The organism is Micromonospora sp. NPDC001898, assembly GCF_042891255.1.
GTDB lineage: Bacteria > Actinomycetota > Actinomycetes > Mycobacteriales > Micromonosporaceae > Micromonospora.
This window is the reverse complement of sequence record NZ_JBIATC010000001.1, coordinates 306,538-330,063: the sequence shown is the minus strand read 5'-3', so window position 1 is coordinate 330,063 and position 23,526 is coordinate 306,538. Positions and strand designations below refer to the sequence as shown.

29 protein-coding genes are annotated in these 23,526 nt (G+C 73.1%); 10 read left to right on the top strand and 19 right to left on the bottom strand.

Annotation, left to right across the window (positions count from 1 at the left end):
- Positions 1 to 16: 16 nt before the first annotated feature.
- Positions 17 to 1,108, bottom strand: a complete 1,092-nt coding sequence (locus ACFYZF_RS01610; RefSeq protein ID WP_387014685.1) for a UDP-N-acetylmuramate dehydrogenase — start codon at positions 1,106 to 1,108, stop codon at positions 17 to 19.
- 68 nt (positions 1,109 to 1,176) lie between these two features.
- Between ACFYZF_RS01610 and ACFYZF_RS01605 the strand changes: the two genes are divergently transcribed.
- The 5 genes from ACFYZF_RS01605 to ACFYZF_RS01585 all read left to right on the top strand — a co-directional run bounded on the left by ACFYZF_RS01605 (position 1,177) and on the right by ACFYZF_RS01585 (position 5,836).
- Complete coding sequence (locus tag ACFYZF_RS01605; RefSeq protein ID WP_387014682.1) at positions 1,177 to 1,935, top strand: maleylpyruvate isomerase family mycothiol-dependent enzyme; 759 nt, start codon at positions 1,177 to 1,179, stop codon at positions 1,933 to 1,935.
- A 127-nt stretch (positions 1,936 to 2,062) separates the two neighbouring features.
- Positions 2,063 to 3,442, top strand: coding sequence for a GH1 family beta-glucosidase (locus tag ACFYZF_RS01600; RefSeq protein ID WP_387014679.1), 1,380 nt, complete (start codon positions 2,063 to 2,065; stop codon positions 3,440 to 3,442).
- Between the two features lie 19 nt (positions 3,443 to 3,461).
- Entirely contained in the window at positions 3,462 to 4,469 is a 1,008-nt protein-coding gene (locus tag ACFYZF_RS01595; protein WP_387016003.1) for a LacI family DNA-binding transcriptional regulator, read from the top strand.
- Between the two features lie 57 nt (positions 4,470 to 4,526).
- Entirely contained in the window at positions 4,527 to 4,943 is a 417-nt protein-coding gene (locus tag ACFYZF_RS01590; protein WP_387014677.1) for a RidA family protein, read from the top strand.
- Positions 4,940 to 5,836 carry a GNAT family N-acetyltransferase gene (locus tag ACFYZF_RS01585; RefSeq protein ID WP_387014674.1) on the top strand — a complete coding sequence of 299 codons (897 nt, stop codon included), beginning with the start codon at positions 4,940 to 4,942 and terminating at the stop codon, positions 5,834 to 5,836. Before ACFYZF_RS01590 ends, ACFYZF_RS01585 begins: the two co-directional genes overlap by 4 nt.
- Positions 5,837 to 6,247: 411 nt before the next feature.
- Here the strand turns inward: ACFYZF_RS01585 and ACFYZF_RS01580 are convergent, their stop codons facing one another.
- The 3 genes from ACFYZF_RS01580 to ACFYZF_RS01570 form a co-directional block, all read right to left on the bottom strand.
- Positions 6,248 to 6,760, bottom strand: coding sequence for a hypothetical protein (locus ACFYZF_RS01580; RefSeq protein WP_387014671.1), 513 nt, complete (start codon positions 6,758 to 6,760; stop codon positions 6,248 to 6,250).
- Between the two features lie 102 nt (positions 6,761 to 6,862).
- Positions 6,863 to 7,375, bottom strand: a complete 513-nt coding sequence (locus tag ACFYZF_RS01575) for an O-acetyl-ADP-ribose deacetylase (RefSeq protein ID WP_387014670.1) — start codon at positions 7,373 to 7,375, stop codon at positions 6,863 to 6,865.
- Between the two features lies 1 nt (position 7,376).
- Complete coding sequence (locus ACFYZF_RS01570; RefSeq protein WP_387014667.1) at positions 7,377 to 8,246, bottom strand: EI24 domain-containing protein; 870 nt, start codon at positions 8,244 to 8,246, stop codon at positions 7,377 to 7,379.
- Between the two features lie 64 nt (positions 8,247 to 8,310).
- Here ACFYZF_RS01570 and ACFYZF_RS01565 point away from each other — a divergent pair, with 64 nt between their 5' ends.
- Together ACFYZF_RS01565 and ACFYZF_RS01560 are read left to right on the top strand one after the other, a co-directional pair.
- Entirely contained in the window at positions 8,311 to 9,300 is a 990-nt protein-coding gene (locus ACFYZF_RS01565; RefSeq protein WP_387014665.1) for a helix-turn-helix transcriptional regulator, read from the top strand.
- A 149-nt stretch (positions 9,301 to 9,449) separates the two neighbouring features.
- A complete protein-coding gene (locus ACFYZF_RS01560; protein WP_387016002.1) occupies positions 9,450 to 10,142 on the top strand; it encodes a DNA polymerase beta superfamily protein in 693 nt (230 codons plus the stop codon).
- Positions 10,143 to 10,149: 7 nt separating this feature from the next.
- Here ACFYZF_RS01560 and ACFYZF_RS01555 read toward each other — a convergent pair whose 3' ends face one another.
- The 4 genes from ACFYZF_RS01555 to ACFYZF_RS01540 all read right to left on the bottom strand — a co-directional run bounded on the left by ACFYZF_RS01555 (position 10,150) and on the right by ACFYZF_RS01540 (position 12,771).
- On the bottom strand, positions 10,150 to 11,037 hold the full coding sequence (locus tag ACFYZF_RS01555; protein ID WP_387014662.1) for an alpha/beta fold hydrolase: 888 nt from the start codon (positions 11,035 to 11,037) through the stop codon (positions 10,150 to 10,152).
- Positions 11,034 to 11,351, bottom strand: a complete 318-nt coding sequence (locus ACFYZF_RS01550) for a DUF2516 family protein (RefSeq protein WP_387014659.1) — start codon at positions 11,349 to 11,351, stop codon at positions 11,034 to 11,036. The genes ACFYZF_RS01555 and ACFYZF_RS01550 overlap by 4 nt, the downstream gene beginning before the upstream one ends.
- Positions 11,352 to 11,431: 80 nt before the next feature.
- Positions 11,432 to 12,157, bottom strand: a complete 726-nt coding sequence (locus ACFYZF_RS01545) for a hypothetical protein (RefSeq protein WP_387014656.1) — start codon at positions 12,155 to 12,157, stop codon at positions 11,432 to 11,434.
- Entirely contained in the window at positions 12,154 to 12,771 is a 618-nt protein-coding gene (locus tag ACFYZF_RS01540) for a helix-turn-helix domain-containing protein (protein ID WP_387014654.1), read from the bottom strand. The genes ACFYZF_RS01545 and ACFYZF_RS01540 overlap by 4 nt, the downstream gene beginning before the upstream one ends.
- A gap of 112 nt (positions 12,772 to 12,883) precedes the next feature.
- Here ACFYZF_RS01540 and ACFYZF_RS01535 point away from each other — a divergent pair, with 112 nt between their 5' ends.
- Complete coding sequence (locus ACFYZF_RS01535) at positions 12,884 to 13,681, top strand: alpha/beta fold hydrolase (protein WP_387014651.1); 798 nt, start codon at positions 12,884 to 12,886, stop codon at positions 13,679 to 13,681.
- A gap of 53 nt (positions 13,682 to 13,734) precedes the next feature.
- On the opposite strand, the gene ACFYZF_RS01530 is transcribed toward ACFYZF_RS01535, so the two are convergent.
- The 6 genes from ACFYZF_RS01530 to mtfM form a co-directional block, all read right to left on the bottom strand.
- Positions 13,735 to 14,694, bottom strand: coding sequence for an asparaginase (locus ACFYZF_RS01530; RefSeq protein ID WP_387014649.1), 960 nt, complete (start codon positions 14,692 to 14,694; stop codon positions 13,735 to 13,737).
- A gap of 94 nt (positions 14,695 to 14,788) precedes the next feature.
- On the bottom strand, positions 14,789 to 15,622 hold the full coding sequence (locus tag ACFYZF_RS01525) for a 3-keto-5-aminohexanoate cleavage protein (protein WP_387014646.1): 834 nt from the start codon (positions 15,620 to 15,622) through the stop codon (positions 14,789 to 14,791).
- Between the two features lie 56 nt (positions 15,623 to 15,678).
- Entirely contained in the window at positions 15,679 to 16,791 is a 1,113-nt protein-coding gene (locus tag ACFYZF_RS01520) for a YgfZ/GcvT domain-containing protein (RefSeq protein ID WP_387014643.1), read from the bottom strand.
- Positions 16,788 to 17,264 (bottom strand): Fur family transcriptional regulator, encoded by a 477-nt coding sequence (locus ACFYZF_RS01515; RefSeq protein WP_387014640.1) that lies wholly within the window; start codon positions 17,262 to 17,264, stop codon positions 16,788 to 16,790. Before ACFYZF_RS01515 ends, ACFYZF_RS01520 begins: the two co-directional genes overlap by 4 nt.
- 65 nt (positions 17,265 to 17,329) lie before the next feature.
- Positions 17,330 to 17,923 carry an FABP family protein gene (locus ACFYZF_RS01510; RefSeq protein WP_387014637.1) on the bottom strand — a complete coding sequence of 198 codons (594 nt, stop codon included), beginning with the start codon at positions 17,921 to 17,923 and terminating at the stop codon, positions 17,330 to 17,332.
- Between the two features lie 130 nt (positions 17,924 to 18,053).
- Positions 18,054 to 18,158: a small membrane protein MtfM gene (mtfM, locus tag ACFYZF_RS01505; protein ID WP_036376929.1), complete on the bottom strand. Its 105-nt coding sequence runs from the start codon at positions 18,156 to 18,158 to the stop codon at positions 18,054 to 18,056.
- Between the two features lie 23 nt (positions 18,159 to 18,181).
- Here mtfM and ACFYZF_RS01500 point away from each other — a divergent pair, with 23 nt between their 5' ends.
- The gene (locus ACFYZF_RS01500; protein ID WP_350888332.1) at positions 18,182 to 18,544 is read left to right on the top strand and encodes a DsrE family protein; all 363 of its coding nucleotides are present in this window, start codon (positions 18,182 to 18,184) and stop codon (positions 18,542 to 18,544) included.
- 31 nt (positions 18,545 to 18,575) lie between these two features.
- On the opposite strand, the gene ACFYZF_RS01495 is transcribed toward ACFYZF_RS01500, so the two are convergent.
- From ACFYZF_RS01495 to ACFYZF_RS01485, 3 genes are all read right to left on the bottom strand, one after another.
- Positions 18,576 to 19,424, bottom strand: coding sequence for a hypothetical protein (locus ACFYZF_RS01495; protein WP_387014633.1), 849 nt, complete (start codon positions 19,422 to 19,424; stop codon positions 18,576 to 18,578).
- A 370-nt stretch (positions 19,425 to 19,794) separates the two neighbouring features.
- A complete protein-coding gene (locus ACFYZF_RS01490; RefSeq protein WP_387014630.1) occupies positions 19,795 to 20,805 on the bottom strand; it encodes a hypothetical protein in 1,011 nt (336 codons plus the stop codon).
- 56 nt (positions 20,806 to 20,861) lie between these two features.
- Positions 20,862 to 21,212, bottom strand: a complete 351-nt coding sequence (locus tag ACFYZF_RS01485) for a PadR family transcriptional regulator (protein WP_387014628.1) — start codon at positions 21,210 to 21,212, stop codon at positions 20,862 to 20,864.
- 447 nt (positions 21,213 to 21,659) lie between these two features.
- Between ACFYZF_RS01485 and ACFYZF_RS01480 the strand changes: the two genes are divergently transcribed.
- A complete protein-coding gene (locus tag ACFYZF_RS01480) occupies positions 21,660 to 22,463 on the top strand; it encodes an SDR family oxidoreductase (protein ID WP_387014625.1) in 804 nt (267 codons plus the stop codon).
- Between the two features lie 138 nt (positions 22,464 to 22,601).
- Here the strand turns inward: ACFYZF_RS01480 and ACFYZF_RS01475 are convergent, their stop codons facing one another.
- Positions 22,602 to 22,841 carry a winged helix-turn-helix domain-containing protein gene (locus ACFYZF_RS01475; RefSeq protein WP_387014622.1) on the bottom strand — a complete coding sequence of 80 codons (240 nt, stop codon included), beginning with the start codon at positions 22,839 to 22,841 and terminating at the stop codon, positions 22,602 to 22,604.
- 364 nt (positions 22,842 to 23,205) lie between these two features.
- Positions 23,206 to 23,526: a DUF1416 domain-containing protein gene (locus ACFYZF_RS01470; protein ID WP_387014620.1), complete on the bottom strand. Its 321-nt coding sequence runs from the start codon at positions 23,524 to 23,526 to the stop codon at positions 23,206 to 23,208.

Genomic DNA, 23,526 nt, shown 5'->3' with positions numbered 1-23,526 from the left:
CCCCACGCGGGGCGGGTCAGAGGGTGCAGTTGATGAGGACCGGTTCGGGGTGGAGGGTGACCGCGAAGCGGGCGTGGACGCCGTCGCGGATGTCGCGGGCCAGGGCGATCAGGGCCGCCGTGCTGGCGGTGCCGGCGCGGTTGGTGAGGGCGAGGGTGTGCTTGCCGGAGATGGCCACCCCCTCCGGGCCGGGGTGGCCCTTGGCGAACCCGGCCCGGTCGATCAGCCAGGCCGCGCTGACCTTGACCGTGTCGCCGGCCCCGGGCCAGTGCGGCGGCTCGCCGAGGTCGGCGGCGCGCTCGCGCAGCAGCTCGTAGCCCTCCCGGTCCAGCACCGGGTTGGTGAAGAAGGAGCCCACCGACCAGGTGTCCGGGTCACCGGCGTCGAGCACCATGCCCTTGCCGGCCCGCAGCCGCAGCACGGTCGCCCGCGCGTCGGCCAGCGGCACCCGGTCGCCGACCTCGACGCCGAGCGCCCGGGCCAGCTCGGCGTAGCGGACCTGGCCGGACAGCGGGGACCGGGCGAGCCGGAAGTCGACCGAGAGGACCACCCAGCGCTCGCTGTACTTGAAGATGCTCGACCGGTACGCGAAGCCGCAGTCGCCCGCCTCCACCCGGCCCACGGTGCCGTCGGCGTGGTCGTACACCTGGACGCCGGTGATCGTCTCGGCCACCTCCTGGCCGTACGCGCCGACGTTCTGGATCGGGGTGGCGCCGGCGGAGCCCGGGATGCCGGACAGGCACTCCAGCCCGGACCAGCCGTTGGCCACGGTCGCGGCGACCAGGTCGTCCCACGGCTCGCCGGCCTCCACCCGTACGGTGACGGTGTCGGCGTCCTCGGCGACCACCCGCAGCCCCCGGGAGCGCACCAGCACGACGGTGCCGGGGAAGCCGGCGTCGCCGATCACCACGTTGCTGCCCCCGGCGAGGACAAGCACCTGGTCGTCCCGTAGGCGCGCCTGCTGCACCTTTTGTACGATCTCCTCGGCGCTGGCAGCGGTCTCGACCCGTCCCGCCGCGCCACCGAGGCGCAGGGTGGTGTATCTCGCCAACGACATCGGGTCGGCGGCGTGGGTTTCGGTGGCCGGCTGGGCACTAACGTCTGACACGCCTTTCACCCTAGGCTGAGGGGCAGCCGCGGCACCCACTGGTGGCCCGGTCGCCCGGAAGGATCCTGATGAGCAGACTGCACGGCACGAAGGACTTCTGGATCGGCGCGCTCCGGGCGGAGGGGCCCGCGTTCGCCGCCGCCGTCGCGGAAGCGCCTCCCGAGACACCCGTGCTGTCCTGCCCCGGCTGGACGATCACCGACCTGACCCTGCACCTCGGCGAGGTCTACCGCCGGGTGCAGATCTACGTCACGGCCAACAGCACCACCCGGCCGGAGGGTGTCGAGGCGGGCGGGCCGCCGCCGGAGCTGACCCCGTTGCAGTTCTTCCAGCAGGGGTACGACCGGCTGATGACCACGTTCGACGGGCTGGACCCGGAGGCCCCGGCGTGGAACTGGGCGCCGCAGCCGAAGAAGGCGGGGTTCTGGCCCCGCCGGGTGGCGCACGAGACGTCGGTGCACCGGTGGGACGCCCAACTCGCCATCGCCGCCGGCGAGCCGATCGAGGCCAAGCTCGCGGCCGACGGGGTGAGCGAGGTGCTGGACACCTGGCTGCCCGCCGGCAGGCGGACGGCGACCGGCCAGTGGCATGGGGTCGTGCACCTCTCCGCGCCCGACGCCGGCCAGGACTGGTACCTGCGGCTGCGCGGCGGGGGCGTCGCGCTGCTGGACACCGACACCATCCTCGACCACGACGAGCACCACGCCCGGGCCGAGGTCACGGGCACTGCGAGCGACCTGCTGCTGGCCCTGATGGGCCGGGTCAGCTTCGACACCCTCCGCGTGGCCGGGGACCGGCCGCTGCTCGACGGCCTCCGCACCGGCTGAGCGCGCTTTGAGAGCGCTCTCTTGACATTCGGTGACCGGAACACCACGCTCTTGTGAGAGCGCTCTCTTAGGCATCCGGAGCATCCGGACAGATCAGCGGCGGGATCATGGAAGGTGCGGTCAAGGCGTGAGTGAACTCCGATTCCCCGAAGGCTTCGTCTGGGGTGCGGCCACTGCGGCGTACCAGATCGAGGGCGCGGCCCGCGACGACGGCCGGGGACCGTCCATCTGGGACACCTTCAGCCGTACGCCGGGCAGGGTCTTCGCCGGCCATACCGGCGACGTCGCCTGCGACCACTACCACCGGTACGCCGACGACGTGGCCCTCATGGCGGAGCTGGGCCTGAGGGCGTACCGGTTCTCGGTCGCCTGGCCGCGGATCCAGCCCGACGGCACCGGGCCGGTGAACCCGCGCGGCCTCGACTTCTACGACCGGCTGACCGACGCGCTGCTGGACCGGGGCATCGACCCGATCGTCACGCTCTACCACTGGGACCTGCCGCAGACCCTCCAGGACCGGGGCGGCTGGACCAGTCGGGAGACCGCCGAACACTTCGCCACGTACGCGGCGGCGGTGCACGGCCGGCTCGGCGACCGGATCCGCACCTGGACCACGCTCAACGAGCCGTGGTGCTCGGCCTACCTCGGGTACGGCAACGGGGTGCACGCCCCCGGCGTGCGGGACGCGGGGGCGGCCTTCGCCGCCGTGCACCACCTGCTGCTCGGGCACGGCCTGGCGGCCCGGGCGCTGCGCTCGGCCGGCGCGGAGGTCGTCGGGATCACGCTGAACCCGGCGGACGTGCAGCCGGCGGACCCGGACAGCGCGGCGGACGCGGCGGCGGTCCGGCTGGTCGACGGGTTGCAGAACCGGATCTTCCTGGACCCGCTGACCGGCGCCGGCTACCCGGCCGACGTGCTGGAGCACGTCTCCCGGATGGTGGAGCCGACCTTCATCCGGGACGGGGACGAGAAGCTGATCGCCGCCCCCATCGACCTGCTCGGGATCAACTACTACGCCCCGACGTACGTGGCCGGTCGGCCGGACGGCGCCGGCGGCGAAGCGTACCCGGGGACCGAGCGGGCGGTGGAGTTCCTGCCGGCGACCGGGCCGCTGACCGAGATGGGCTGGATGATCGAGCCGGCCGGACTGACCCGCCTGCTGGAGCGGCTCGCCGCCGACTACCCGGGCCTGCCGCTGATGATCACGGAGAACGGCGGGGCGTTCCCGGACCGGGGCGGCGAGGCGGGGCCGGGCGAAGCCGGGCGGGTGGCCGACACCGACCGGATCGCCTACCTCGACGGGCACCTTCGGGCGGCACACGAAGCCATTGGCCGGGGAGTGGACCTGCGCGGCTATCTCGTATGGTCGTTGTTGGACAACTTCGAGTGGGCCGAGGGGTACCGCAAGCGGTTCGGGATCGTCCACGTCGACTACCTGACCCAGCGACGCACACCGAAGGCCAGCGCCCGGTGGTATCAGGGGGTGATCTCCCGGAACGGGCTGTGACAAGGTGGTGAGCACTCCGTTGACGACGGTCCAGCGGCCGACCCTGGAGGCGGTGGCCCGGCGGGCCGGCGTGTCCCGGGCGACGGTCTCGCGGGTGGTGAACGGTTCCACGACCGTCGCCGAGCCGATCCAGGAGGCGGTCCGCCTGGCGGTGGCCGAGCTGGGGTACGTGCCGAACCTGGCCGCCCGCAGCCTGGTCACCCAGCGGACCGACTCGGTCGCCCTGGTCCTGCCCGAGGAGGCGACCCGGGTGTTCTCCGACGACCAGGTGTTCCCGAGCATCATCCGGGGGGTCGCCCAGGAGCTGGAGGCAGCCGACAAGCAGCTCGTGCTGATGCTGGCCGGCTCGCCGGCCGGGCACGCCCGGGTGGAGCGGTACACCACCGGGCGGCACGTCGACGGGGCCATCTTCGCCTCGCTGCACGGCGCGGACCCGCTGCCGGGGAAACTGGCCCGGCTGGGCATCCCGGTGGTGTGCAGTGGCCGCCCGCTCGGCGACGTCGGGGTGCCGTACGTCGACGTCGACCACGTCGGCGGGGTGACCCGGGCGGTGCGGCACCTGCTCGACACGGGGCGGCGGCGGATCGCCACCATCGCCGGCCCGCAGGACATGATCGCCGGGGTGGAGCGGCTCACCGGGTACCGGGAGGCGGTCGCCGAGGCCGGGCTGCCCGAGCGGGTGGCGTTCGGGGACTTCACCCGCGAGTCGGGGGCGGCGGCGATGCGCCAACTCCTCGACACGTACCCCGACCTGGACGCCGTCTTCGCCGCGTCCGACCTGATGGCACACGCGGCCATGCGGACGCTGCGCGAGGCGGGTCGGCGGGTGCCCGACGACGTCGCGATGATCGGCTTCGACGACATCGAGACCGCCGCATACACCGAGCCGCCGCTGACCACGGTGCGGCAGCCGCTGCTGGAGCTGGGCCGGGAGGCCGCCCGCCAACTGCTGCGGATGGCGGCCGGTGAGGAGGTCGAGGTGGCCCTCGTTCTCCCCACTGAGCTGGTCGTCCGCGCCTCCACGTGAGCCGTGGTGCGGTAATGCCGTGGCGGCGGGGCCGACGGGCGCACTAGCGTCGCGCGAATGAGCGATGCCGTGGCGCTGGTGCGCGTACCCGAGCTGTCCGACGTCGCCGAGTACGCGTACGCGGCCACCGTCGACCCGCCGGCCCGGCTGGTGTTCACCACCGGGGCCTGCCCGCTCGACGCCGAGGGTCGCACGGTCGCGCCGGGCGACCCGGCGGCCCAGGCCCGGCAGGTGATGGCCAACCTGGAGGTCGCGCTCGCCGCCGCCGGGGCCCGCCTCGCCGACGTCGTCAAGACCACCGTGTACGTCGCGTCGCCCCGGCAGGTCGACCTGGTGGCCGCGTGGGAGGTGGTCCGGGACGCGTTCGGCGACCACGATCCGCCGAGCACCCTGCTCGGGGTGGCCGTGCTCGGGTACACCGACCAGCTCGTCGAGGTGGAGGCCGTCGCCGCCGTCCGGGATAGGACCCGATGACGATCCGCGTCGCCCGGCCGGACGACGCCGCCGACGTGGTGGCTCTGCGGGCGCTCGTGTTCCCGTACCTCGTGCGGAGTGTGGCCTCGACCCGGAAGATGATCACCGAGCCGTCGCCCGGCGAGGACTGGACCGCCTTCGTGGCCGAGGTCGACGGCGCGGTGGTGGGCTGGGTGTCGGCGTACCGCGACGGTCAGACGTCCGAGGTAGGGTCCGGCGACGTGTCGCTGCTGCACGTCCACCCCGGGCACCGGGGGCGGGGCATCGGCTCCGGGCTGCTGGCCGCCGCGCTGGACCACCTGGCCCCGCTCGGCATCCGCCGGGTGCACGGCTGGGCGCTGGCCAAAGGGCTGCCGTTCGCCCGTCGGCACGGCTTCACGGCGGGCCGGGAGCTGCGCTACTCGGCGGTGGAGCTGCGCTCGGCTCCCCCGCCGCCGGCCGCGCCACCGCACGTACGCCTGTCCCCGCTGACCGACGTCGACCCGTACCAGGTCTACCTGGCCAACCGGGCGGCGGCCGTCGACGAGCCGGGCGACGTGCCGAGGGACGCCATGACCTACGAGAGCTTCCGGTACGAGGTCTGGGACAACCTGGGCCTGGACCGGGAGGCCAGCACCGCCGTCGAGGCCGACGGGGCGGTGCTCGCGTTCAGCCTGGTCAAGCGGGACGGCGACCGGATGTGGTCGGACTACACCGCCACCGTGCCCGAGAACCGGGGCCGGGGACTGGCCCGGCTGGCGAAGACGACCGCCCTGCACCGGGCCGCCGCCTCGGGGGTACGCGTCGCGTACACCTCGAACGACGCGGCGAACGCCCCGATGCTGGCGATCAACGAAGCGCTCGGGTACCGGCCCGTGGCCACCCAGTGGTCCTGCCTGCGCGAGCTGCCCTGACGATGAGCGGAGACCTACCAGCTCCGGAGCGTTCCGGGGCCGGACGGCCTCCCCGACACCGCCGACGATCGGCCAGACGTGCAAGATCGTGCTCGATCCCGGAAAGTGGGGCTTCCCACCCGCAACGAGGCCCCACTTTCCCTGATCAAGCACGATCTTGCTCCCTGATTCAGCGCGATCGTGTGCGCTCGTAGGACCCAGCCCACGCCCGGATGCTCGCCAGGGCCCACCCCTGCAGAGAACAAGTTTGAACGCCGGAACGGGCCGGGCCCCGGCGAACCCCACCCCGCTTTCACCCAAGCCGAACCGACAGCGCCGAGCCGAGGTAGGCCGACTTCGACACAGGCTTTAGGGGTCGGCCCCCCCGAGGGCCGCGCCGAAGGCGTGCCGGCTGACCGGCTCGCCGGCCCCTCAGGGCGACGGCCGGCTGGCCGCGCAGACGCGGGCGAGCACGAAGCTGTCGGCGTCCCCGGCGATCGTCGCCGTGCCACCCACCAGCGTCCAGCCGGCCGGCAGGCGGAGCCACGCCAGACTGGCGCCATGATCGTCGACGATCGCGCCGCCCTCGGCCGGGACGGCGGTGACGACCCGCCCCTGGTCTCCGGTGGCGAACGCGGGCGTCACCGCGATGAACCGGGCCGCGACCGCACCGGCCGGCAGGCCGAACACCCAGACGTCCTCGTCGGGGTGGGGGCCGCCGCCCAGCTCCGGCGTGCAGGCACGCTCCCGGGTGGCCTCGACGGTGGGCCCGGCGGCGGGGTCCAGCCCGATCGTGGTCCGGGGGCCGGGCGGAGGCGGCACGGGGCGCTCGGCACCAGCGGGTACGGCCTCCCGCGACCTGGCCCGGGCCAGGTCTGCCGCGCCGAGCACCAGCAGACAGGCCGTGGTCGCCCAGACGGCGGACCTGAGCCGGGCAGCTTCCACGCGACGCACTCCTGACGGCTTTGCACCTTTTGGCACCTATCAAGATAGGGCCCCGCGCCGCCGACTGCCGCTTTTATGCTGTTTGCCCGAATATTTGGCCGGTCAGGAGGAGGCAAGCCGCCGGGCCGCCGCGTACGTCTCGGCCCCGAAGAGGACCAGACGGGCCTCGGTGACGTGCGCGGGCGCCGCCGCGCGGAGTACCGCGAGGGCCTGACGTACGGCGTCCTCCACCGGCCAGCCGTAGACGCCGGCCGAGATCAGCGGAAACGCCACCGTGGCGGCCTCCAGCCCGTCGGCCGCCGCCAGGCTGTTGGCGTAGCAGTCCCGCAGCAGCGCCGACCGGTCCTCGGTGGCCGAGAAGACCGGCCCGACCGTGTGCACCACCCAGCGGGCCGGCAGCTCACCGGCGGTGGTGGCGACAGCCTGGCCGGTCGGCAGGCCCCGGCCGTACCGGGACGCCCGCAGCGCCCGGCACTCGGCCAGGATGGCCGGGCCGCCCCGCCGGTGGATCGCGCCGTCCACGCCCCCGCCGCCGAGCAGCGAGGAGTTGGCCGCGTTCACGATCGCGTCGACCCGCTGGGCGGTGATGTCCCCCTCGACCAGGATGATCTCCACGTCAGCCCTCCTCGACGGATCGGTGCGGCGACTCGAAAGGCCGGTGCGGCTGCCCCGTCGGCCCACCGGCGGACCGGTGCGGCTCCTCGACGGGCTGGCCGAGGGAGCGGCGGGTGAGCAGGGCCGCGCCGGCCACCGCCGCCGGCATGATCAACACTGCCCCGAGCGGGATCAGGAAGCAGACGAAGACGGCCACCCCGAAGCCCAGGGTGGTGGGCCGGTCGACCTTCAGCCGCGATCGCCGGTCCGGCAGCCGTAGGCCCCGCCGGGAGAACGCCGCCCCGGTCAGCTCCAGGGCGAGGAGCCAGCCGCCCACCGCCGCCCCGATCACCGGCACGACCGTCTGGCCGACCACCGGGATGAACCCGGCCGCGAAGAGCGGGATGCCGACCAGCACGGAGATCGCGACCAGTCGCAGCGAGTCGACGAGGCTGCGGCGCAGCGACACCCAGAACGGCACCTCCACCGCGCCGGGGGTGCCGCCGTACCGCTCCTCCACCCGCTCGGAGATCTTCTCGTAGAACGGGTCGCCGATGACCAGGGTGACCGCGGTGAAGGTGAGCACCCCGAGCAGCCCGCCGACCCCGAGGAAGGCCAGCCCGGCGATCACCCGGACCAGGCTGCGGGCGGTGGCGGACCAGTCGTCGGCGAACGGCGTGACCAACGCGGCCAGGTCGTCCACGAAGTACACCAGGGTGGCGAACGCTCCCACGAACAGCGCCCCGGAGAGCAGCGCCGGGACGATGCCGAGCAGCATCAGGCCGGGGCTGCGGACGTACAGGCCGAGGCCGCGCAGGAGCAGGCCGACCCCGGAGAAGAACCGACCGACGGCGCCGGTCACCGGCGCGGTGATGTTGCTGGGTACGTTCACGACCGCTGAGCCTAACGGCGACCGGCACATCCGGCCCGTCGTCCCTGCCCGACACAATGGGTGGGTGCGGGCCTCTCGGTTGATCTCGTTGGTGCTGCTGCTCCAGTCCCGGGAGACGATGACGGCCGCCGAGCTGGCCCGGGAGCTGGAGGTTTCCGAGCGGACCGTGTACCGGGACGTGCTGGCGCTCTCCGCCGCCGGGGTGCCGGTCTACGCCGATCGGGGCCGCTCCGGCGGGTACCGGCTGGTCGGCGGGTACCGGACCCGGCTGACCGGGCTGACCCGGGACGAGGCGGAGGCGCTCTTCCTGACCGGACTGCCCGGCCCGGCCGGGGACCTGGGGCTGGCCGACGCGGTCGCCTCCGCCGAGCTGAAGGTGCTGGCCGCGCTGCCGCCCGCGCTGCGCGACGCGCCGGCCCGCGTCGGGCAGCGGTTCCACCTCGACGTGCCGGGCTGGTTCCGGGACGCGACGCCGCCGCCGTGGCTGGCCGAGCTGGCCCGTGCGGTGTGGCGGGACCGGGTCGTCGAGCTGCGCTACCGGCGCGGCGAGCGGGAGGTCGCCCGGCGGCTGGAGCCGTACGGGCTGGTGCTCAAGAGCGGGGTCTGGTATTTGGTCGCCCGGGTCGGCGACACCACCCGGACGTACCGGGTGGACCGGGTGGTCGACGTGCTGACGGCCCAGGAGACGTTCGACCGGGACGAGGGCTTCGACCTGGGCGGCCACTGGCACGACCAGGCCGAGGCGTTCCTGCGGAGCATGCAGCGGGCCGAGGTCGGCGTCCGGCTCAGCCCCGCCGGCCTGCGCGCGCTCCGCCGGGCCCCGGAGGCCCCCTTCGGGTACGCCGAGGCGACCCGCGCCGCCGGCGAGCCCGACGGGCGGGGCTGGGTGGTCACCCGGCTGCCCGTCGAGTCCGTCGAGGTGGCGTACGAGTTGCTGCTGCGGCTCGGGCCGGAGGTGGAGGTGCTCGACCCGCCCGAGCTGCGGGAGCGGGTGGCCGACGCCGCCGCCCGGCTCGCCGCGCTGTACGGCGGGCCGGGCGACGGGGCGCAGTGACGGGGGCGACCGGCGGCCCTACTGCTCCCCGGCGACGAGCGCGATCTTCCCTGACAGGGGTTTCGTCGTCATTCGGTCGACCCTGAGAGCAATACCTGACAGCCGAAGTCCGGTTTCGCGAACGGGTGTCCTGCGTCATGCTCGGCGGTATGCACCTGCTGCTCTCCGGCATCGTCGGCTCGGTCGCGTACGGGCTGGCCGGGCCCGGGTCCGACGTCGACCGGATCGGGGTGTACGCCGCGCCGACGGTCGCCTTCCACGGGCTGCGCCCGCCCCGCGAGTCGGTGGTCACCACCGACCCGGACGTCACCCTGCACGAGGCCGGCAAGTACGCCCGGCTCGCGCTCAGCGGCAACCCGACCGCCACCGAGTTGATGTGGCTGCCCGACGACTGCTACGAGACCCGCACGGGGCTGGGCGACCGGCTGATCGCCATCCGCTCGGCGTTCCTGAGCGCGCCCCGGGTCCGCGACGCCTACCTCGGGTACGCCACCCAGCAGTTCCGCAAGCTGGCCTCGCGAGGCGACGGGACGTTCTCGGCCGACACCCGGCGGCGGACGGCCAAGCACGCCCGGCACCTGGCCCGGCTGGTGCACCAGGGTCAACTGCTGTACGCCACCGGCGTCCTGGAGATCCGGTTGGCCGACCCGGAGCGGTTCCGGGCGTTCGGCGACCGGGTGGCCGGTGGCGAGCTGGACGAGGCGCGGGCCCTGCTCTCCGAGGCGGAACGGGACTTCGACACCGTACGTACCCCGCTGCCGGACCGGCCCGACGAGGCCACGGTCGAGCGGTGGCTGCTCGACGTGCGGGCGGCCCACCTGCCGCCGGAGCCGACCGGCTGACAGCAGGTCACCCGTTGAGGAACGTGGAGATCCGTTCCCGCAGGTCGGCGCGTTCCGACCAGAGCACGCCCGGGCGGTCGTACACGTGCAGGGTGGCCCGGGGCAGGGCGGCGGCGAGCTGCTCGGCGACCTCGACCGGATGCAGGTCGTCGCCCGCGCAGGCGAGCACCAGTGCGGGGGCGTCCACCGCCGCCAGCGCCGCCCGGTCGTCGAGCGGAACCTGGTCGGGCAGCCCGGCCAGGCCCGCCGCGAGGCCGTCGCGCAGGAGCTGGTCCAACCGCTGCCGCAGGTACGCCCACCCGGCGGGGGTGTTGCGCACGGCGGGCGGCAGCTCCACCGCGACGACGTCGGCGACGGCCGAGGCGTCGCCGCTCTCGACTGCGGCGACCAGGTCGGTGATCCGGTCCCGGGCAACCTGGCCCCGCGGCCGGTCGAGCGCGGCCGGGAGGAAGAAGACCAGCCGCTCGAAGCGCTCCGGGCTCTCGGCCAGCAGCCGGCAGAGCGCGCCCGCGCCGAGGCTGGCCCCGAACGCCCGGGTGGCCCCACCGAGGTCGGCGACGGCCCGCAGGTCACGGGCGAGGTCCAGGTAGCTCCACGGGCCGGGCGGCGCGTCGGAGCGGCCGTGCCCCCGGAACTGGAAGAAGACCTTACGGCCGGTGACCCCGCTGCCGAACGGGCGGGTGGTGGCGATGCCGTTGCCCAGCCCGTGCGCGAACACGGTGGCCGGGACGCCGACGCCGGTGACGAGCTGTTCGAGCCGGACCCCGTGCGGGGTGGTGACCAGCTCGGTCTCCGGCTCGGGCAGGGCGGGCCGGCCGGTACGCGGGGCACCGGGGCCCGGGCCCCAGGTCCGTGGCCCACCGTCCGGCGGCGGGGGCCAGCGGAACCCTCTCACCAGGACGACCCCCGGCCGCCGTGCAGGTCGCGCAGCCCGGCCCGGACGTCGAGCAGGTAGATCAGGGCGGCGGCGATGCCGATCAGGCCGAAGATGTTGAGCACGTCTTTGGTCAGCAGGGTGAGCACCAGGCAGACCGCGAGGATGGCGATCCACCCGCCCTTGGGCAGGGTGCCGATTGCGGCGAAGCCCTCGCCGCGCTGGGTGATCGCGTGCACCAGTGCCACCCCCTCGATGACGAGGGCGAACACCAGCAGCAGAATGGTGATCCAGTACTGGACCTCGAAGGCGAAGATCGGCGCGGCGTAGGCCATGCCGGCAAGCTTATGCCGACGACCCCGGATCCGTCCGTCAGGACGCATCCGGGGTCGTGCCGCACGGGTCGGCGGGGTTGCTACTCGGCGGCCGGGCGGGTGCGCCGGGTGGCCTTCGGCAGCACGGCCGACGGGGTGTCGGCGGCGGCCTGCGGAGCCGTCTTGCCGGTCGCCTTGGCCGCGGTCGCCTTGGTGGCCCGGGTCCGCGGGGTCTTCGCGGCGGCCGGCTTGGCCTCCACGACCTCGGCCACGTCGGCCGGGGTCGGGAAGTCGGGCTTCGGCGTCACCGGGGCCTCGGTCACCGCCGGGGTCACGGTCAGCTCCGCCTCGGTCGCCTCGATGTCGGCGTTGACCGCGTCGGCGGCGTCCAGCACCCCGGCGCCGACCACCCGCTCGCCGCGGGCGACCAGCTCGCCGTACGCGGCCAGGGCCCGCACCTGGGCGGCCTGCGCGCCGGCGACGACGACGGCGGCGTTGCGGGTGGCCAGCTCGCGGATCCGGTCGAGGTCGGCGGCCTCGCGCAGCCGGTTGACGTCGGCCGCCTCGCGCAGGCGGTTCAGCTCGGCCTGGACGCCCTTCCCGCTCAGCTCGGTGGCGGTCTGGTTGGCGGTGCGCAGCGTCTCGGTGGCCCTCTGGCGCAGCTCGAAGCCGGTCACGACGGCCTTGCCGCCAAGTCCGGCGACGACTTTGCCGCCCAGGTCGGTGAAGACCGTCGGCAGCTTGCGCAGCTGCTCGATCGCCAGGTCACCGGCACCGGCGGCGGCGTAGAGCGGGGCCGGGATGCGGTTGGTCTTCGGCTGGGTCATGACTTCTCCTCCTCGACCGCGGCGGCGGTCTTGTCGTCGTCGACCGCGGCGGCGGTCTCGTCGGCCGCCTGCGGGGCGGCCTTCCTCGCTGGGCTGTTGCTGCGCGGGGCCGGCGCCGAGCCCGCCTCGGTGACGGCGACCGACTCCAGGACCGCCTCGGTCGGGGTGCCCTCCGGCGTGGTGGGCCCGGTCGCGGCCGGGGTTGCCGTGGCGGGGGCCTGCGGCGCGCTGGCCGGCGCCGGGGCGTCGGCGTCGGCCGTCGCCTCGGCGAGCCGGGCGTTCTCCCGGCGGAACGTCTCGTAGATCTGGGTGAGGGACTGCTTCTGCGCCATGGTCAGGTCGGGATCGACCGCGATGGCGGCGAGCACGCCCTGCCCCTCTTTGTCGTCGAGCAGGCCGGCGCGCAGGTACATCGCGGGGGTGGAGACCCGCAGCGCGCTGGCGAGCTGCTGGAGCACCTCCGCGCTGGGCCTGCGCAGGCCGCGCTCGATCTGGCTGAGGTACGGGTTGCTGACGCCCGCCTGCTCGGCGAGCTGCCGCAACGAGATCTTCGCGTTGCGTCGCAGGTCACGGATGAACCCGCCGACATCGGGTAGGTCCTTGGAGCTGGCCATGGCCCCACGCTAACCGGGACCGCTAGCTCCTGCAAGCAGAATGCTTGCCAGAGTTAGCGAGGTCTCAGAACCGGTTTGCGCACCGCCTGTCCGGTCCGTACCTTTTCCCGTCGTGACGAAGATCGAGATCAATGGCGCGAACCTCGCGTACGACGACACCGGCAGCGGAACCCCCGTCGTGCTGCTGCACGCCGGCATCGCCGACCGACGGATGTGGCGGGAGCAGGTGCCCGCCCTGGCCGCCCGGCACCGGGTGATCACCGTGGACCTGCGCGGCTACGGCGACTCCGAACTACCTCCCGACCCGTTCGCCCACCACGACGACGTCGTGGGGCTGCTGGACGCGCTGGACCTGCCCCGGGCCGCGCTGGTGGGCTGCTCGTTCGGCGGAGCGGTGGCGGTCGACACCGCCCTGGCGCACCCGGGCCGGATCCGCGCGCTCGCGCTCCTCGGCACGGCGATCGGGGGCAACGAGTGGTCCGAGGAGACCAACGACCTCTGGGACGACCTCGTCGGCGAGACCGACCCCGAGGACTTCGCGGCCGGCGCGGCCGGCGAGGTGCGGTTCTGGGTGGTCGGCCCGGGCCGCCGCCCGGAGGACGTCGACCCGGCGCTGGTCCGGTTCGCCGAGGAGATGGACCGCGCGGCGCTCGCCGCCGAGCTGGCGTTGAGCGCCGTGGACGTGGCCGAACTCGACCCGCCCGCGATCGAGCGGCTCGGCGAGCTGCGCGTACCGGTGCTGGTGGCCGCCGGGGCGGCCGACGTGCCGGACATCCGCCGGCTCGCCGACCGGATCGCCGCCGAGGTCCCCGGCGCGGTCCGGCTGCCGGACGTTCCCGACGCCGGCCACCTGCTCCCCCTGGAGCACCCGGACGCCGTCAACCCCGCCCTGCTCGACTTTCTCAGCTGAGAACCGGCCCCCTGGTGTGAGTGAAGAGCCGCCCGGCCAGGGCGCCCGCCCGATCACCAGAGCGGGCGGACCGCCCCGACCGGGAGGCCACCGCCGAGCAGCGGCAGCTCGGCGTACTCGTCGAGGACCGGCGCCCTGACGCCCAGCCGGCGCAGCGCGGAGACCAGGACCGGCATCCGGGCCCGTGCCGCCCCGTCGTCGATCTTCACGGCGACCGCGCCGACGCCGGGCAGCGCGGCGGCGATCACCCCCTCCGCGCCGATCTTGACGAGCGCGCCGGGCAGGCCGCGCATCAGCCTGCTGTCCTCCGCCCAGGTGCCGCCCACGACCTCCGGGTACGCCCGCATGGCGTCCGCGACCGTCCGCGCCGCCGAGCCGGGCTCGGCGGTGACCAGCCGCAGGAACGCCCGGGCCAGCCCGGTCAGCGAGACGGCGAGCACCGGGGCCCCGCAGCCGTCCACCCCGACGGCCGCCGCCCGCTCCCCGGTGAACTCCTCGACGGTCTCCCGCAGCCGCTGCTGCAACGGGTGCTCCGGACGCCAGTAGCCCTCCCGGGGCCAGCCGGCGGCCAGGCAGGTGAGCACCATGCCGGTGTGCTTGCCGGAGCAGTTCATCCGGGCCCGGGTGGGCCCGCCGCCGGCCCGCAGCACGGCCTCCCGGGCCAGCTCGCCCATCGGCAGGTCGGGCGGGCAGCCGAGGGCGGACTCGTCCAGCCCGGCGGCGGCCAGCAGCGCGCCCACCCGGGCCACGTGGAACTCCTCCCCCGCGTGGCTGGCCGACACCAGCGCCACGTCGGCCGGGTCGCTCAGCGGCAGCCCGGCGCGGAGCATGCCGATCGCCTGCATCGGCTTGCTCGCCGAGCGGGGAAAGATCGGGGAGGTGACGTCCCCGGTGCCGGCCACCGGCTCGCCGGCCGCGTCGAGCACCGCCACCGAGCCGCGGTGCAGCCCCTCCACGAATCCCGAGCGGACCACCTCGGCGAGCGGCGCGCCGCCCTCGTACGTCGTTCTCACAACGTGGACGGTACCGACTGGGCGGCGGCGGCCGGAACGAGGGTGAGCAGGCCGGTTGCCCGCCCGACGACAGGGGCGCGGGCCGAAGCGGGACTTACCGGCGGATGCCGAGCAGGTCGCGGGCCGCCGCCGTGGTCAGCGGCGGGCGCTGGGCGAGCTGGGCGAAGCCGACCGCCCGCGCGACGAGCTGCATGTTCGACTCGACGGGCTGCCCCTTCGCGTACGTGGTGGTGTCCTCCATCCCCACCCGCAGGTGCCCGCCGGCCGACAGCGAGGCCAGCATCACCGGGATGCTGCTGCGGCCGATGCCGGTGGCCGTGAACGTGGTCCCCTCCGGCAGGTCGCGCAGCGCCTGGTGGGCGGCGACCAGCGCCTGCGTGGTGCCCGGCATGCCGCCCGGCACCCCCATCACGAAGTCGACGTGCACGTGCCCGCCGTGCGGCAGGCCGTACTTGCCGAGCAGGCGTTGCAGGGCGGTCAGGTGGCCGAGGTCGAAGATCTCGTACTCCGGGACGATGCCGCGCTCCTGCATCCGGGCGTGCAGGTCGACGATGAACTCCCAGCGGTTGAGGAAGACGTCGTCGCCGAAGTTGAGCGTGCCCATGGTGCAGGAGGCCATGTCCGGCCCGGCGTCCAGCACGGCCAGCCGGTCGGCCTCGGGGTCGGTCACCGCCCCGCCGGAGGAGAGCTGCACGACCAGGTCGGTGCTCTCCCGCAGCGCGGTCACCGTCTCCCGCAGCCGCCCCTGGTCGAGGGTGGGCCGCGCGTCGTCGTCGCGGATGTGGATGTGGATCACGGCGGCGCCGAGCGCCTCGCACTCCTTCGCGGTCAGCAGCAGCTCGTCGAGGGTCACCGGCAGCGCCGGGACCTCCGCCTTCGCCGACTCCGCGCCGGTGGGGGCAACCGTGATCAACGTCCCTGTCGTCATGTCGGCGATCCTAGACGGCCCACCCGGGCAGGTCGACCGTCTGACTGAACGCCGATTCAGGAAGGGTCGATCGCGGCGGCCGTCTCGCCGACCAGGAGGCGGGCGTCGTCTCCGACGTTGCGCTTGACCACCGCCAGGGCGACCTGGCCCAGCTCGTGGTGGTGCACGGCGGTGCCGACGAAACCGACCGCCCGGCCGTCCACGGTCACCGGGGTGCCGGCGGCCGGCAGCAGGTCGGTGGTCACCCCGTCCAGGTGCAGCAGTACGAGCCGACGCGGCGGCCGCCCCAGGTTGTGCACCCGGGCGACGGTCTCCTGGCCCCGGTAGCAGCCCTTGTCGAGGTGCACGGCCGGCGCGATCAGGTCCACGTCGGCCGGGATGGTCCGATGGTCGGTGTCCACCCCGACCCGGGCCCGCCGGGCGGCCACCCGGATCGCCTCGTACGCCCACAGCCCGACCACCGGCACCCCGGCCCCGCGCAGCTCGGCGACCACCTGGTCCATGGCCACCCGGGGCACCAGCAGGTCCACGCCGAGCGGGCCCCGGCGGGCCCACCCGCCGATCGGCAGCGGCGCGACGGCGTACCGGACGGTGGGCCGGGACGGCATCTCGCCGGAGCGGAACTTCGGACCCGGCACCCCGACGGCGTCGGGCTCGGCCAGCCCGGTCACGCCCAGCGTGCCGAGCGCGCCGGTCGCCTCCGGGCCGACCAGAGAGAGCAGGGCATGCTCGGCGGTGGCGTCACGCGGCTCGACCTTGCTGAAGAACCGCATCCGCTCCAGGTACGTCAGCAGACCGCCCGTGGCGCCCGGCTCGGTGTCCAGCCAGGTGGTCTCGCCGTCCTCGGCGACCATCGCGTGCTGCTCGACGTGGCCGTGCGGGGAGAGCACCAGCAGCTCCGTGCCCTCGCCGGCCTTCAGCGTCGCCAGGTGCTGGGTGGTGAGGGTGTGCAGCCAGCCGATCCGCTCCTCGCCGGGCACGGCGACGATCCCCCGGTGCGACCGGTCGACCAGTCCCACGGCGGTGTCGAGGGTGCGCTGCTCCCGCATCGGGTCGCCGTAGTGGGCGGCGACCCCGCGCACCCCGGCCGCCCGGTGCGCCGGCTCCGGCTGGTCCCGCGTCTGTTCGTCGATGGCCTCGGCCGCGACCGCTCCCGCGATGTCGATCATTTCCGCTCCCCGTCCTCGCAGCGACCGCAGACGCCGAAGAGCGCCACGTGCCCGATGTCCACCCGGAACCCCCGCTCGTCGGCAAGCCGGTCGGCGAGTGGCCGGAGCATCTCCCGGTCGATCTCGTCGATCGCGCCGCACTCCCGGCAGACCAGGTGGACGTGCTGGTGTTCACCGGCCGCGTGGTAGGTGGGCGAGCCGTGCGACAGGTGGGTGTGAGTCACCAGGCCGATGCGTTCCAACAGCTCCAGCGTCCGGTAGATGGTGGTGATGTTGACGCCGGCGGCGACCTCACGGACCGCACCGTGCACCTGCTCCGGTGTGGCATGCCCGAGGTCCAGCACCGCCTGGAGGATCAGCTGCCGCTGCGCCGTCAGCCGCAGCCCACGGGCGCGGAGCACTTCCGCGAGGGAGGATTCGGACACCGTCCGACTATAGTTCGCCGCCACCCCCAACCCCCCTCCCGCTCCCATGGATCACGAGATTTGCGGCACGGGGCGGCCCGACGTGCCGCAAACCTCTTGATCATGGGGTGGGATCAGCCGGCGGTGCGGAGGAGGCGGGCGGAGAGGTGGGGGGTCAGCGGGTGGCCGACGGCGGCCATGTCCTGGGCGTACAGCAGGGCGCCCTCGACGATGCCGAAGAGCCGGTGCCCGGCCGTGACCTCCTTGGCGGTGGAGGTGCGGACCACGGCGTCGGTGACGAACTCCAACTGGGTGCCCTTGCGCTTGCCGATGTGCAGCTCCATCACGCCCGTCGGCACGGACATCAGGGCCTCCAGCTCGTCGGTGGCCCGGCCGTCGCCGTCGAGCACCGGACGCCACCAGCCCACCTCGCGGCCGGCGGGGCGCACCGGCCGGCTCTCCTCGTCGAGGATCCAGGCCCGCGACTCGTAGGACAGGAACGGCCGGCCGTCGTGGCTGATCCGGATCTCCTGGGCGTAGTCGAAGTCCTCGATCGTCGGGTACCCGCCCCGACCCCGGCCCCGCCACACCCCGACGTAGGGCAGCAGTCCGTCCAGCGTCGGGTGCAGCTTCGGGCCCACCCGCAGGTCGTGACTCTCCTCGTACGGGTACGGGTCGACCGGGGGGGCGTTCAACCACGGAGGCTGTAGAGCATTCTCGCCGCTCACAGGTTCATCTCCGTTCGCGACTGCGGGGCTCGCAAACCCGGCTCATTCCTCGCGCTCACCAGGCCCACCTCCGTTCGCGACTGCGGGGCTCGCAGACCCGGCTCACTCCTCGCGCTCACCAACGTCGCGCTCACCAACGTCCTCTCGACATGCGTACGGCAAGGTAGACCAAGCCACCGGCGAGTGCGCCCAGGCCGGCGACCAGCAGGCTGACGAACCCGATCTCGGTAACCATCCGGGCCATCCTATGCTGGCGCCATGGCCCGCACTCTCGTCGTCAAGGTCACCGCCGGCGCGGACGCGCCGGAGCGGTGCGCACAGGCCTTCACCGTCGCCGCCACCGCCGCGGCGTCCGGGGTGGACGTCTCACTCTGGCTGACCGGGGAGTCCACCTGGTTCGCGCTGCCCGGACGGGCGCAGGAGTTCGAACTGCCGCACTCCGCGCCGCTGGCCGAGCTGCTGCACGTGATCATGACCACCGGCAAGGTGACGGCCTGCACGCAGTGCGCGGCCCGCCGGGACATCGGCCCGGACGACGTGCTGCCCGGCGTACGGATCGCCGGGGCGGCGGTCTTCGTCGAGGAGGCGATGGCCGAAGGGGCGCAGGCGCTCGTCTACTGACGGCCGGTCCCCTGACCCGCCGCCAGGTGGGTCAGCCCCCGCAGCCGGTGCTGGCGGTGAGCTCGGTGCCGGCCAGGGCCACGATGACCGGGCCCTGTCGGTAGGCGTACCCCTCGGTGGCGTCGAACAGGACGGTGCCGGCGGCGACCGGAGCGAGCGCGCGGGCCGGTTCGGCCGGGGCGGGGTCGAGGGTGACGCGGGCGGTGCGGGCCGGCCCCCCACCGCCGGGACACGGCGCGGCGACCAGCACGGGAGCCGGCGCGGCCGGGGTGCCGAGTGCCCGCAGGGCGGCGGCGAGGGCGGCCACCTCCGGGCCGCCCTGGGCGGCGGGGGCGCGGTAGCCGTCGCCCACCGGGCGGCACCCGGTGCGGACGCTCAGCCGGACCCGGCCGTCACCGGCCGGACGCCCCTCCACCAGCACGAACTCCCCCGCGTCGGCACGTAACCGGGGGCCGTCGCCGGTCACCCGGACGCCGGCCCGCCAGGCGGCCGGAAGCCGGTCGGAGATCTCGGTGAGCACGGCGCGCGGGTCCGCGCCGGGCGCGACGACCTCCACCGCGCGCGCCAGCGTCGCGCCGTCGAGCAGGGGCGTCACCGTGCAGCCCTGCTCGATCCGGTCCGGTACGAGCGCGACGGCCCGGTCCCCGGCAGCCGCGACCAGCTCGCCCACCGCGCGGTCGACCACCGGCCCGGCCTGGGCCAGGGTGCGCTGCTCGCGGACGGTCGGCCCGTCGTCGCGGACCGAGACCCAGGTCAGTACGCCCAGCAGCACCGCCCAGGCCACGGTCGCGGCAAGCAGCCAGTGGGACCGACGGCGGGCGGGCGTCGGCTCTCTGGGACCGGTCGGCGGGGCGTATCCCGGCTGTGCAGCACCACTCACCGGGCCATCGTGTCACGCGGTGTCCCCACCCCGTCCGGCGCGCCGGCTCCGTCCGCCGGTGCAGGCGACCGCCGAAGCGCTCTCTTAAGAATGTTAAGATCAACTTATTGAAAGTTTAAGTTAAGCCGGGTAAAGACTTAGATATGACAGATCAGGCGATGGACTGGCAGAAACCCACGAACCTGACCCGGGGCCAGCCGTTCGTCGTCGAGCGGGTGCGCCTGGCAGACAACGGCGTCGCGATCGAGGGCGAGTTCGAGCTACCGCAGCTGGCTCAGCTCAACGTCGAGGATCAGGTCTTCGTCACGGCGTTCGTGCGGTGTCACGGGTCCATCAAGGAGATGGAGCGGCGCTTCGGTCGTGCTGTGGACTACGCGGGCGTCGAGGGTGCGCCGCAGGTAGGGCAATGGTGCCGGCCCGTGCCGCGCGAACGGCGGCCCGGCGACCAACGCCCCCGTGCCACAAGGGCGAGCGACACCAGCATCGGTCCAATCGTGACCGCCAGCACCGACGCGACGACCATGGATGACCACTCCGGAATCACGGCCCGGCCAGGGCCGGAGCCGGAGTCGAGCACCGCGCCAAGCGGGTTCACCGCGAGCATCCCGATCGGGGCGAGCAGAATCAGCAGCGCCCAAGCACCGCGAAAGTCGCGCCGGGCGGCCAGGCCGAGCGCGATCAGCAGCGTGCCGATCAGCAGCGCGACCGCAGCGGCGGGCAAGGCCGTCATGGTGAGATCGAAGTAGCCGGTCATAAAATCTAGGCTGGGAGCGGTACCGATGGTGATCGGCAGGACCGCCGCCGCAGCGGCGATCGGCATGAACCGGACCCACCATTGGCGCTGGCCCGCCGCACCGAGCGCGACGACACCGAGCACGATCTGGGGCAGCAGCACCGCCAGCGGCGGGCGGGGCAATCCGGTCAGCGCTGCGGCCGGCACGATGCCGACAGTCACCAGTACGGCCAGGCCAACCGCCCAGCGCAACCATCGGCTGCTCGCCGCGACATGTACCACGGCGGCGAGCAACCAGGCCCCCCACGCCGCAACAGCGAGTGAGAGAAACGGCCCGACCCGCGAAGACCAGGGCGGTATGGGGGCAAGCACTTCAAAACCGGCCCACCAGGTCGCGAACGCGGTCGCCGTCATCAACGCGAGCAAGCCAGCGAGGTGGAAACCGGGACCGAGTCCCTGCGCGATCCTCAGATGCTGCCGCAGTCCACCGACCGCAAGGTCAGCGACGTCGCTGACTGAGGGTCTCCTGCGTCCGGGCGCCGCCAGGGACAGGTAAGTGCCCACCAGTTCCGAACCGCGCTCCCGCCGATAGTCGACCGGATAGAACAGCACCGTCCACCGCGCATAGCGGCGTTCCAGCCCGGTCACGGCAGAGCTGCCTCCATCCTGTTCTCCAGTGCGGTTATGCCAGCTCTCCACCGGGATCATGCGAGTCCACCACTTAGGCGAGGCAACGGCATAATGGCGCGCAGCCGGGCGGTCGCCGCCTCGACGTTGCGGCGCATACGTTCGGTCTCGACGGCCAGTACCTCACCACCCGGCTCGGCGAGTCGGTAGTAGCGGCGCAACCGGCCGTCGACGATCTCCTCCCGTTCGACGGCCACCAGGCCAGCGTCGACCAGCCGGTCGAGTGCGCCGTACAGCGTGCCGGGGCGCAGCGAGATACGGCCGTCGGAAAGCCGGGCCACCTCAGCGATCAAGCCATACCCATGCATCGGCTCACCGGCCAGGGCGGTGAGAATCAGGAACGTGGGTTCGCGCAACGGAGTCTCCACACACGGCAATATAACGGCTGCGAAGGTATACCGAAAGATCGCCATCACAGCGGCCGTGGGAGCACTCCACGCGTGCCGGATCACTGCATCCCGAACCAGCTCAGTGATACGGCGGTCCGGCATCCGCTACGCACGGCACACTCGACTGCGATACGCGCATCCGCTTCTGCCGCGTAGCGCTCGTCACGGAAGGCAACCGATCGCCGGTGCCTGCATCCGGACGTGCCGAGATGAGGGCGTAGTCGGAGAAGTTGTGCTTACCGAGGTGTCTATCTGCCGGTGAAAGCCAAGGGCGTGCCGTGGGTAGGCCAGCCGGAACCGGAGAGCTCGAAGCAGCTTGCCGCATCTGTGGGCGAGCGCCGTTCTGTGAGAGGCGATTCGCTTGATCGAGCCTGCGCGGCGAAAGGCGATTGCGCGGTCTCTTGGCGATCGAGGAGGATTCCCGTCATGGCGAGCCCTGGGCAGAGACCGGACGGCACTCCACCCGCGACGTCCGGCGGGTCCCGGCCGACAGCACTCATCACGGGGGTTGGCCGCACGACCGGTATCGGCGCTGGCATCGCAAGCCAGCTGGCGGCCTCAGGATGGGATATCGCCTTCACCTTCTGGACCGCGTACGACGAGCGCATGAGCTGGGGCATCGAAGCCGAGGCCACCGACGCCATCGCGCAAGCACTGACCGCGCGCGGCGCAGCCGTCTCCGCCATAGAAGCGGACCTCACCGACACCACGGCACCCACTGCGATCTATGACGAGGCCGAGCGCAAGCTCGGCCCAGTTACCGCCTTGGTGATGTGCCACTGCGAATCAGTCGACTCTGGACTACTCGACACCACCGTGGAGAGTTTCGACCGACACTTCGCCGTTAACGCGCGGGCGACATGGTTGCTGATTCGTGAGCACGGGCGGCGCTTCCGCGGCCGGCACGGCGACGGTCGCATCATCGCCCTCACCAGTGATCATACCGTGGGGAACCTGCCGTACGGCGCCAGCAAGGGCGCACTCGACCGCATCACCCTGGCTGCGGCCCACGAGTTGGCACACCTCGGCATCAGCTCGAACGTCATCAATCCCGGCCCTGTGGACACGGGCTGGATGACAGAGGCGGGAAGAGCCGGTTGCATCCGGCAGACACCACTCGGCCGCCTCGGCACCCCACAGGACACCGCATATCTGGTTGATTTCTTGTGCTCGCCACAAGGTCAGTGGATCAACGGTCAACGGCTGTTCAGCAACGGCGGATTTGCCTGACCGCCCCACGGGACTTCTTAACACCACACCCTCATGCCGCCGGCCGGGCGTCACGCGGCGTCCAGCCGGTCGATCAAGACGATGCTCGATGGCCGCCTGGGCAGGCCCATGCGGACCCGAAGAAGTGACAGCTACCGGTCAGGGCTTACGCAGCCAGGTCTCCGGATCGGTGATGAAGATGCCCTTGCCCTGGTGACGGCTGATCACCCCGAGCGCCTCCAGCCGCACGTTGACAAGGTTGATCGTTGACGCACTGACCTTGAACTGGCCGCACTGCTCACTGATCGAGGGCAGCTTGCCCCCCGGCTTGTACTTACCCGACCTGACGTCGGCAACTATCTCGTCAGAGATCCTGAGGTAGTCCGGGGTCGCAGGCATGGCACTCCTCGCGTGGCACCTCCGATTCGATCACGCACTCATCACCACGTGCAACCACGCACTGCAACCAGTCGTTGACTCTTTCCAGTTATCCAAATGGGCGCGCCGGACACGCAGCATCAGGTCTTCTGCGACCGACGGCTCGGCGGGCGACGCCGCTGCATCCGGCGGGTCGGCCATCCGGGCGGCTGCACCTCGTGAACGCCCCGCCCGATGCCCGCCGTCGGCGGTCTCGGTTATCGCTAAACGGCTAGGGCCGGCCACCCCGTTCAGGGGCGGCCGGCCCGAGCCGATCCACGCGGTGCCGGTGTCAGGAGGGGCCCTTCCTATACGGAAAGCGTCAACAAGGTGCCCTTCCTTACCCTCAGGCGACCGTTACGGCGACCTCGTTGATTCCGCGCGCGGCGGTGACGGCGGCGTCGCCGTTCCCGTGCCGGGAGAGCGCCCGCAGCGTCCAGGTGCCGGGCGCGGCGAAGAAGCGGAACTGGCCGACCGGGGAGGTGACCACCTCGGCGGTGAACTCACCGGTCGAGTCGAGCAGCCGGACGTACGCGCCCGCGACGACCTCGCCCGCCTCGGACCGGACAACGCCGGTGATGACGGTTTCCTTCTCCAGGTCCAGGCCGGCCGGCAACGGGGCGGCCTGGTCGGGCGCGGCGCACCCGGCAGCAGTGGGAGCAGTCAT

Bases quoted from the DNA above. Each gene is read 5' to 3' on its own strand.
- ACFYZF_RS01605 (WP_387014682.1), top strand. From the start codon at position 1,177: ATGAGCAGACTGCACGGCACGAAGGACTTCTGGATCGGCGCGCTCCGG.
- ACFYZF_RS01590 (WP_387014677.1), top strand. From the start codon at position 4,527: ATGAGCGATGCCGTGGCGCTGGTGCGCGTACCCGAGCTGTCCGACGTC.
- ACFYZF_RS01585 (WP_387014674.1), top strand. From the start codon at position 4,940: ATGACGATCCGCGTCGCCCGGCCGGACGACGCCGCCGACGTGGTGGCT.
- ACFYZF_RS01560 (WP_387016002.1), top strand. From the start codon at position 9,450: ATGCACCTGCTGCTCTCCGGCATCGTCGGCTCGGTCGCGTACGGGCTG.
- ACFYZF_RS01550 (WP_387014659.1), bottom strand. From the start codon at position 11,351: ATGGCCTACGCCGCGCCGATCTTCGCCTTCGAGGTCCAGTACTGGATC.
- ACFYZF_RS01545 (WP_387014656.1), bottom strand. From the start codon at position 12,157: ATGACCCAGCCGAAGACCAACCGCATCCCGGCCCCGCTCTACGCCGCC.
- ACFYZF_RS01540 (WP_387014654.1), bottom strand. From the start codon at position 12,771: ATGGCCAGCTCCAAGGACCTACCCGATGTCGGCGGGTTCATCCGTGAC.
- ACFYZF_RS01525 (WP_387014646.1), bottom strand. From the start codon at position 15,622: ATGACGACAGGGACGTTGATCACGGTTGCCCCCACCGGCGCGGAGTCG.
- ACFYZF_RS01520 (WP_387014643.1), bottom strand. From the start codon at position 16,791: ATGATCGACATCGCGGGAGCGGTCGCGGCCGAGGCCATCGACGAACAG.
- ACFYZF_RS01515 (WP_387014640.1), bottom strand. From the start codon at position 17,264: ATGGGAGCGGGAGGGGGGTTGGGGGTGGCGGCGAACTATAGTCGGACG.
- mtfM (WP_036376929.1), bottom strand. From the start codon at position 18,158: ATGGTTACCGAGATCGGGTTCGTCAGCCTGCTGGTCGCCGGCCTGGGC.
- ACFYZF_RS01500 (WP_350888332.1), top strand. From the start codon at position 18,182: ATGGCCCGCACTCTCGTCGTCAAGGTCACCGCCGGCGCGGACGCGCCG.
- ACFYZF_RS01480 (WP_387014625.1), top strand. From the start codon at position 21,660: ATGGCGAGCCCTGGGCAGAGACCGGACGGCACTCCACCCGCGACGTCC.
- ACFYZF_RS01475 (WP_387014622.1), bottom strand. From the start codon at position 22,841: ATGCCTGCGACCCCGGACTACCTCAGGATCTCTGACGAGATAGTTGCC.
- ACFYZF_RS01470 (WP_387014620.1), bottom strand. From the start codon at position 23,526: ATGACTGCTCCCACTGCTGCCGGGTGCGCCGCGCCCGACCAGGCCGCC.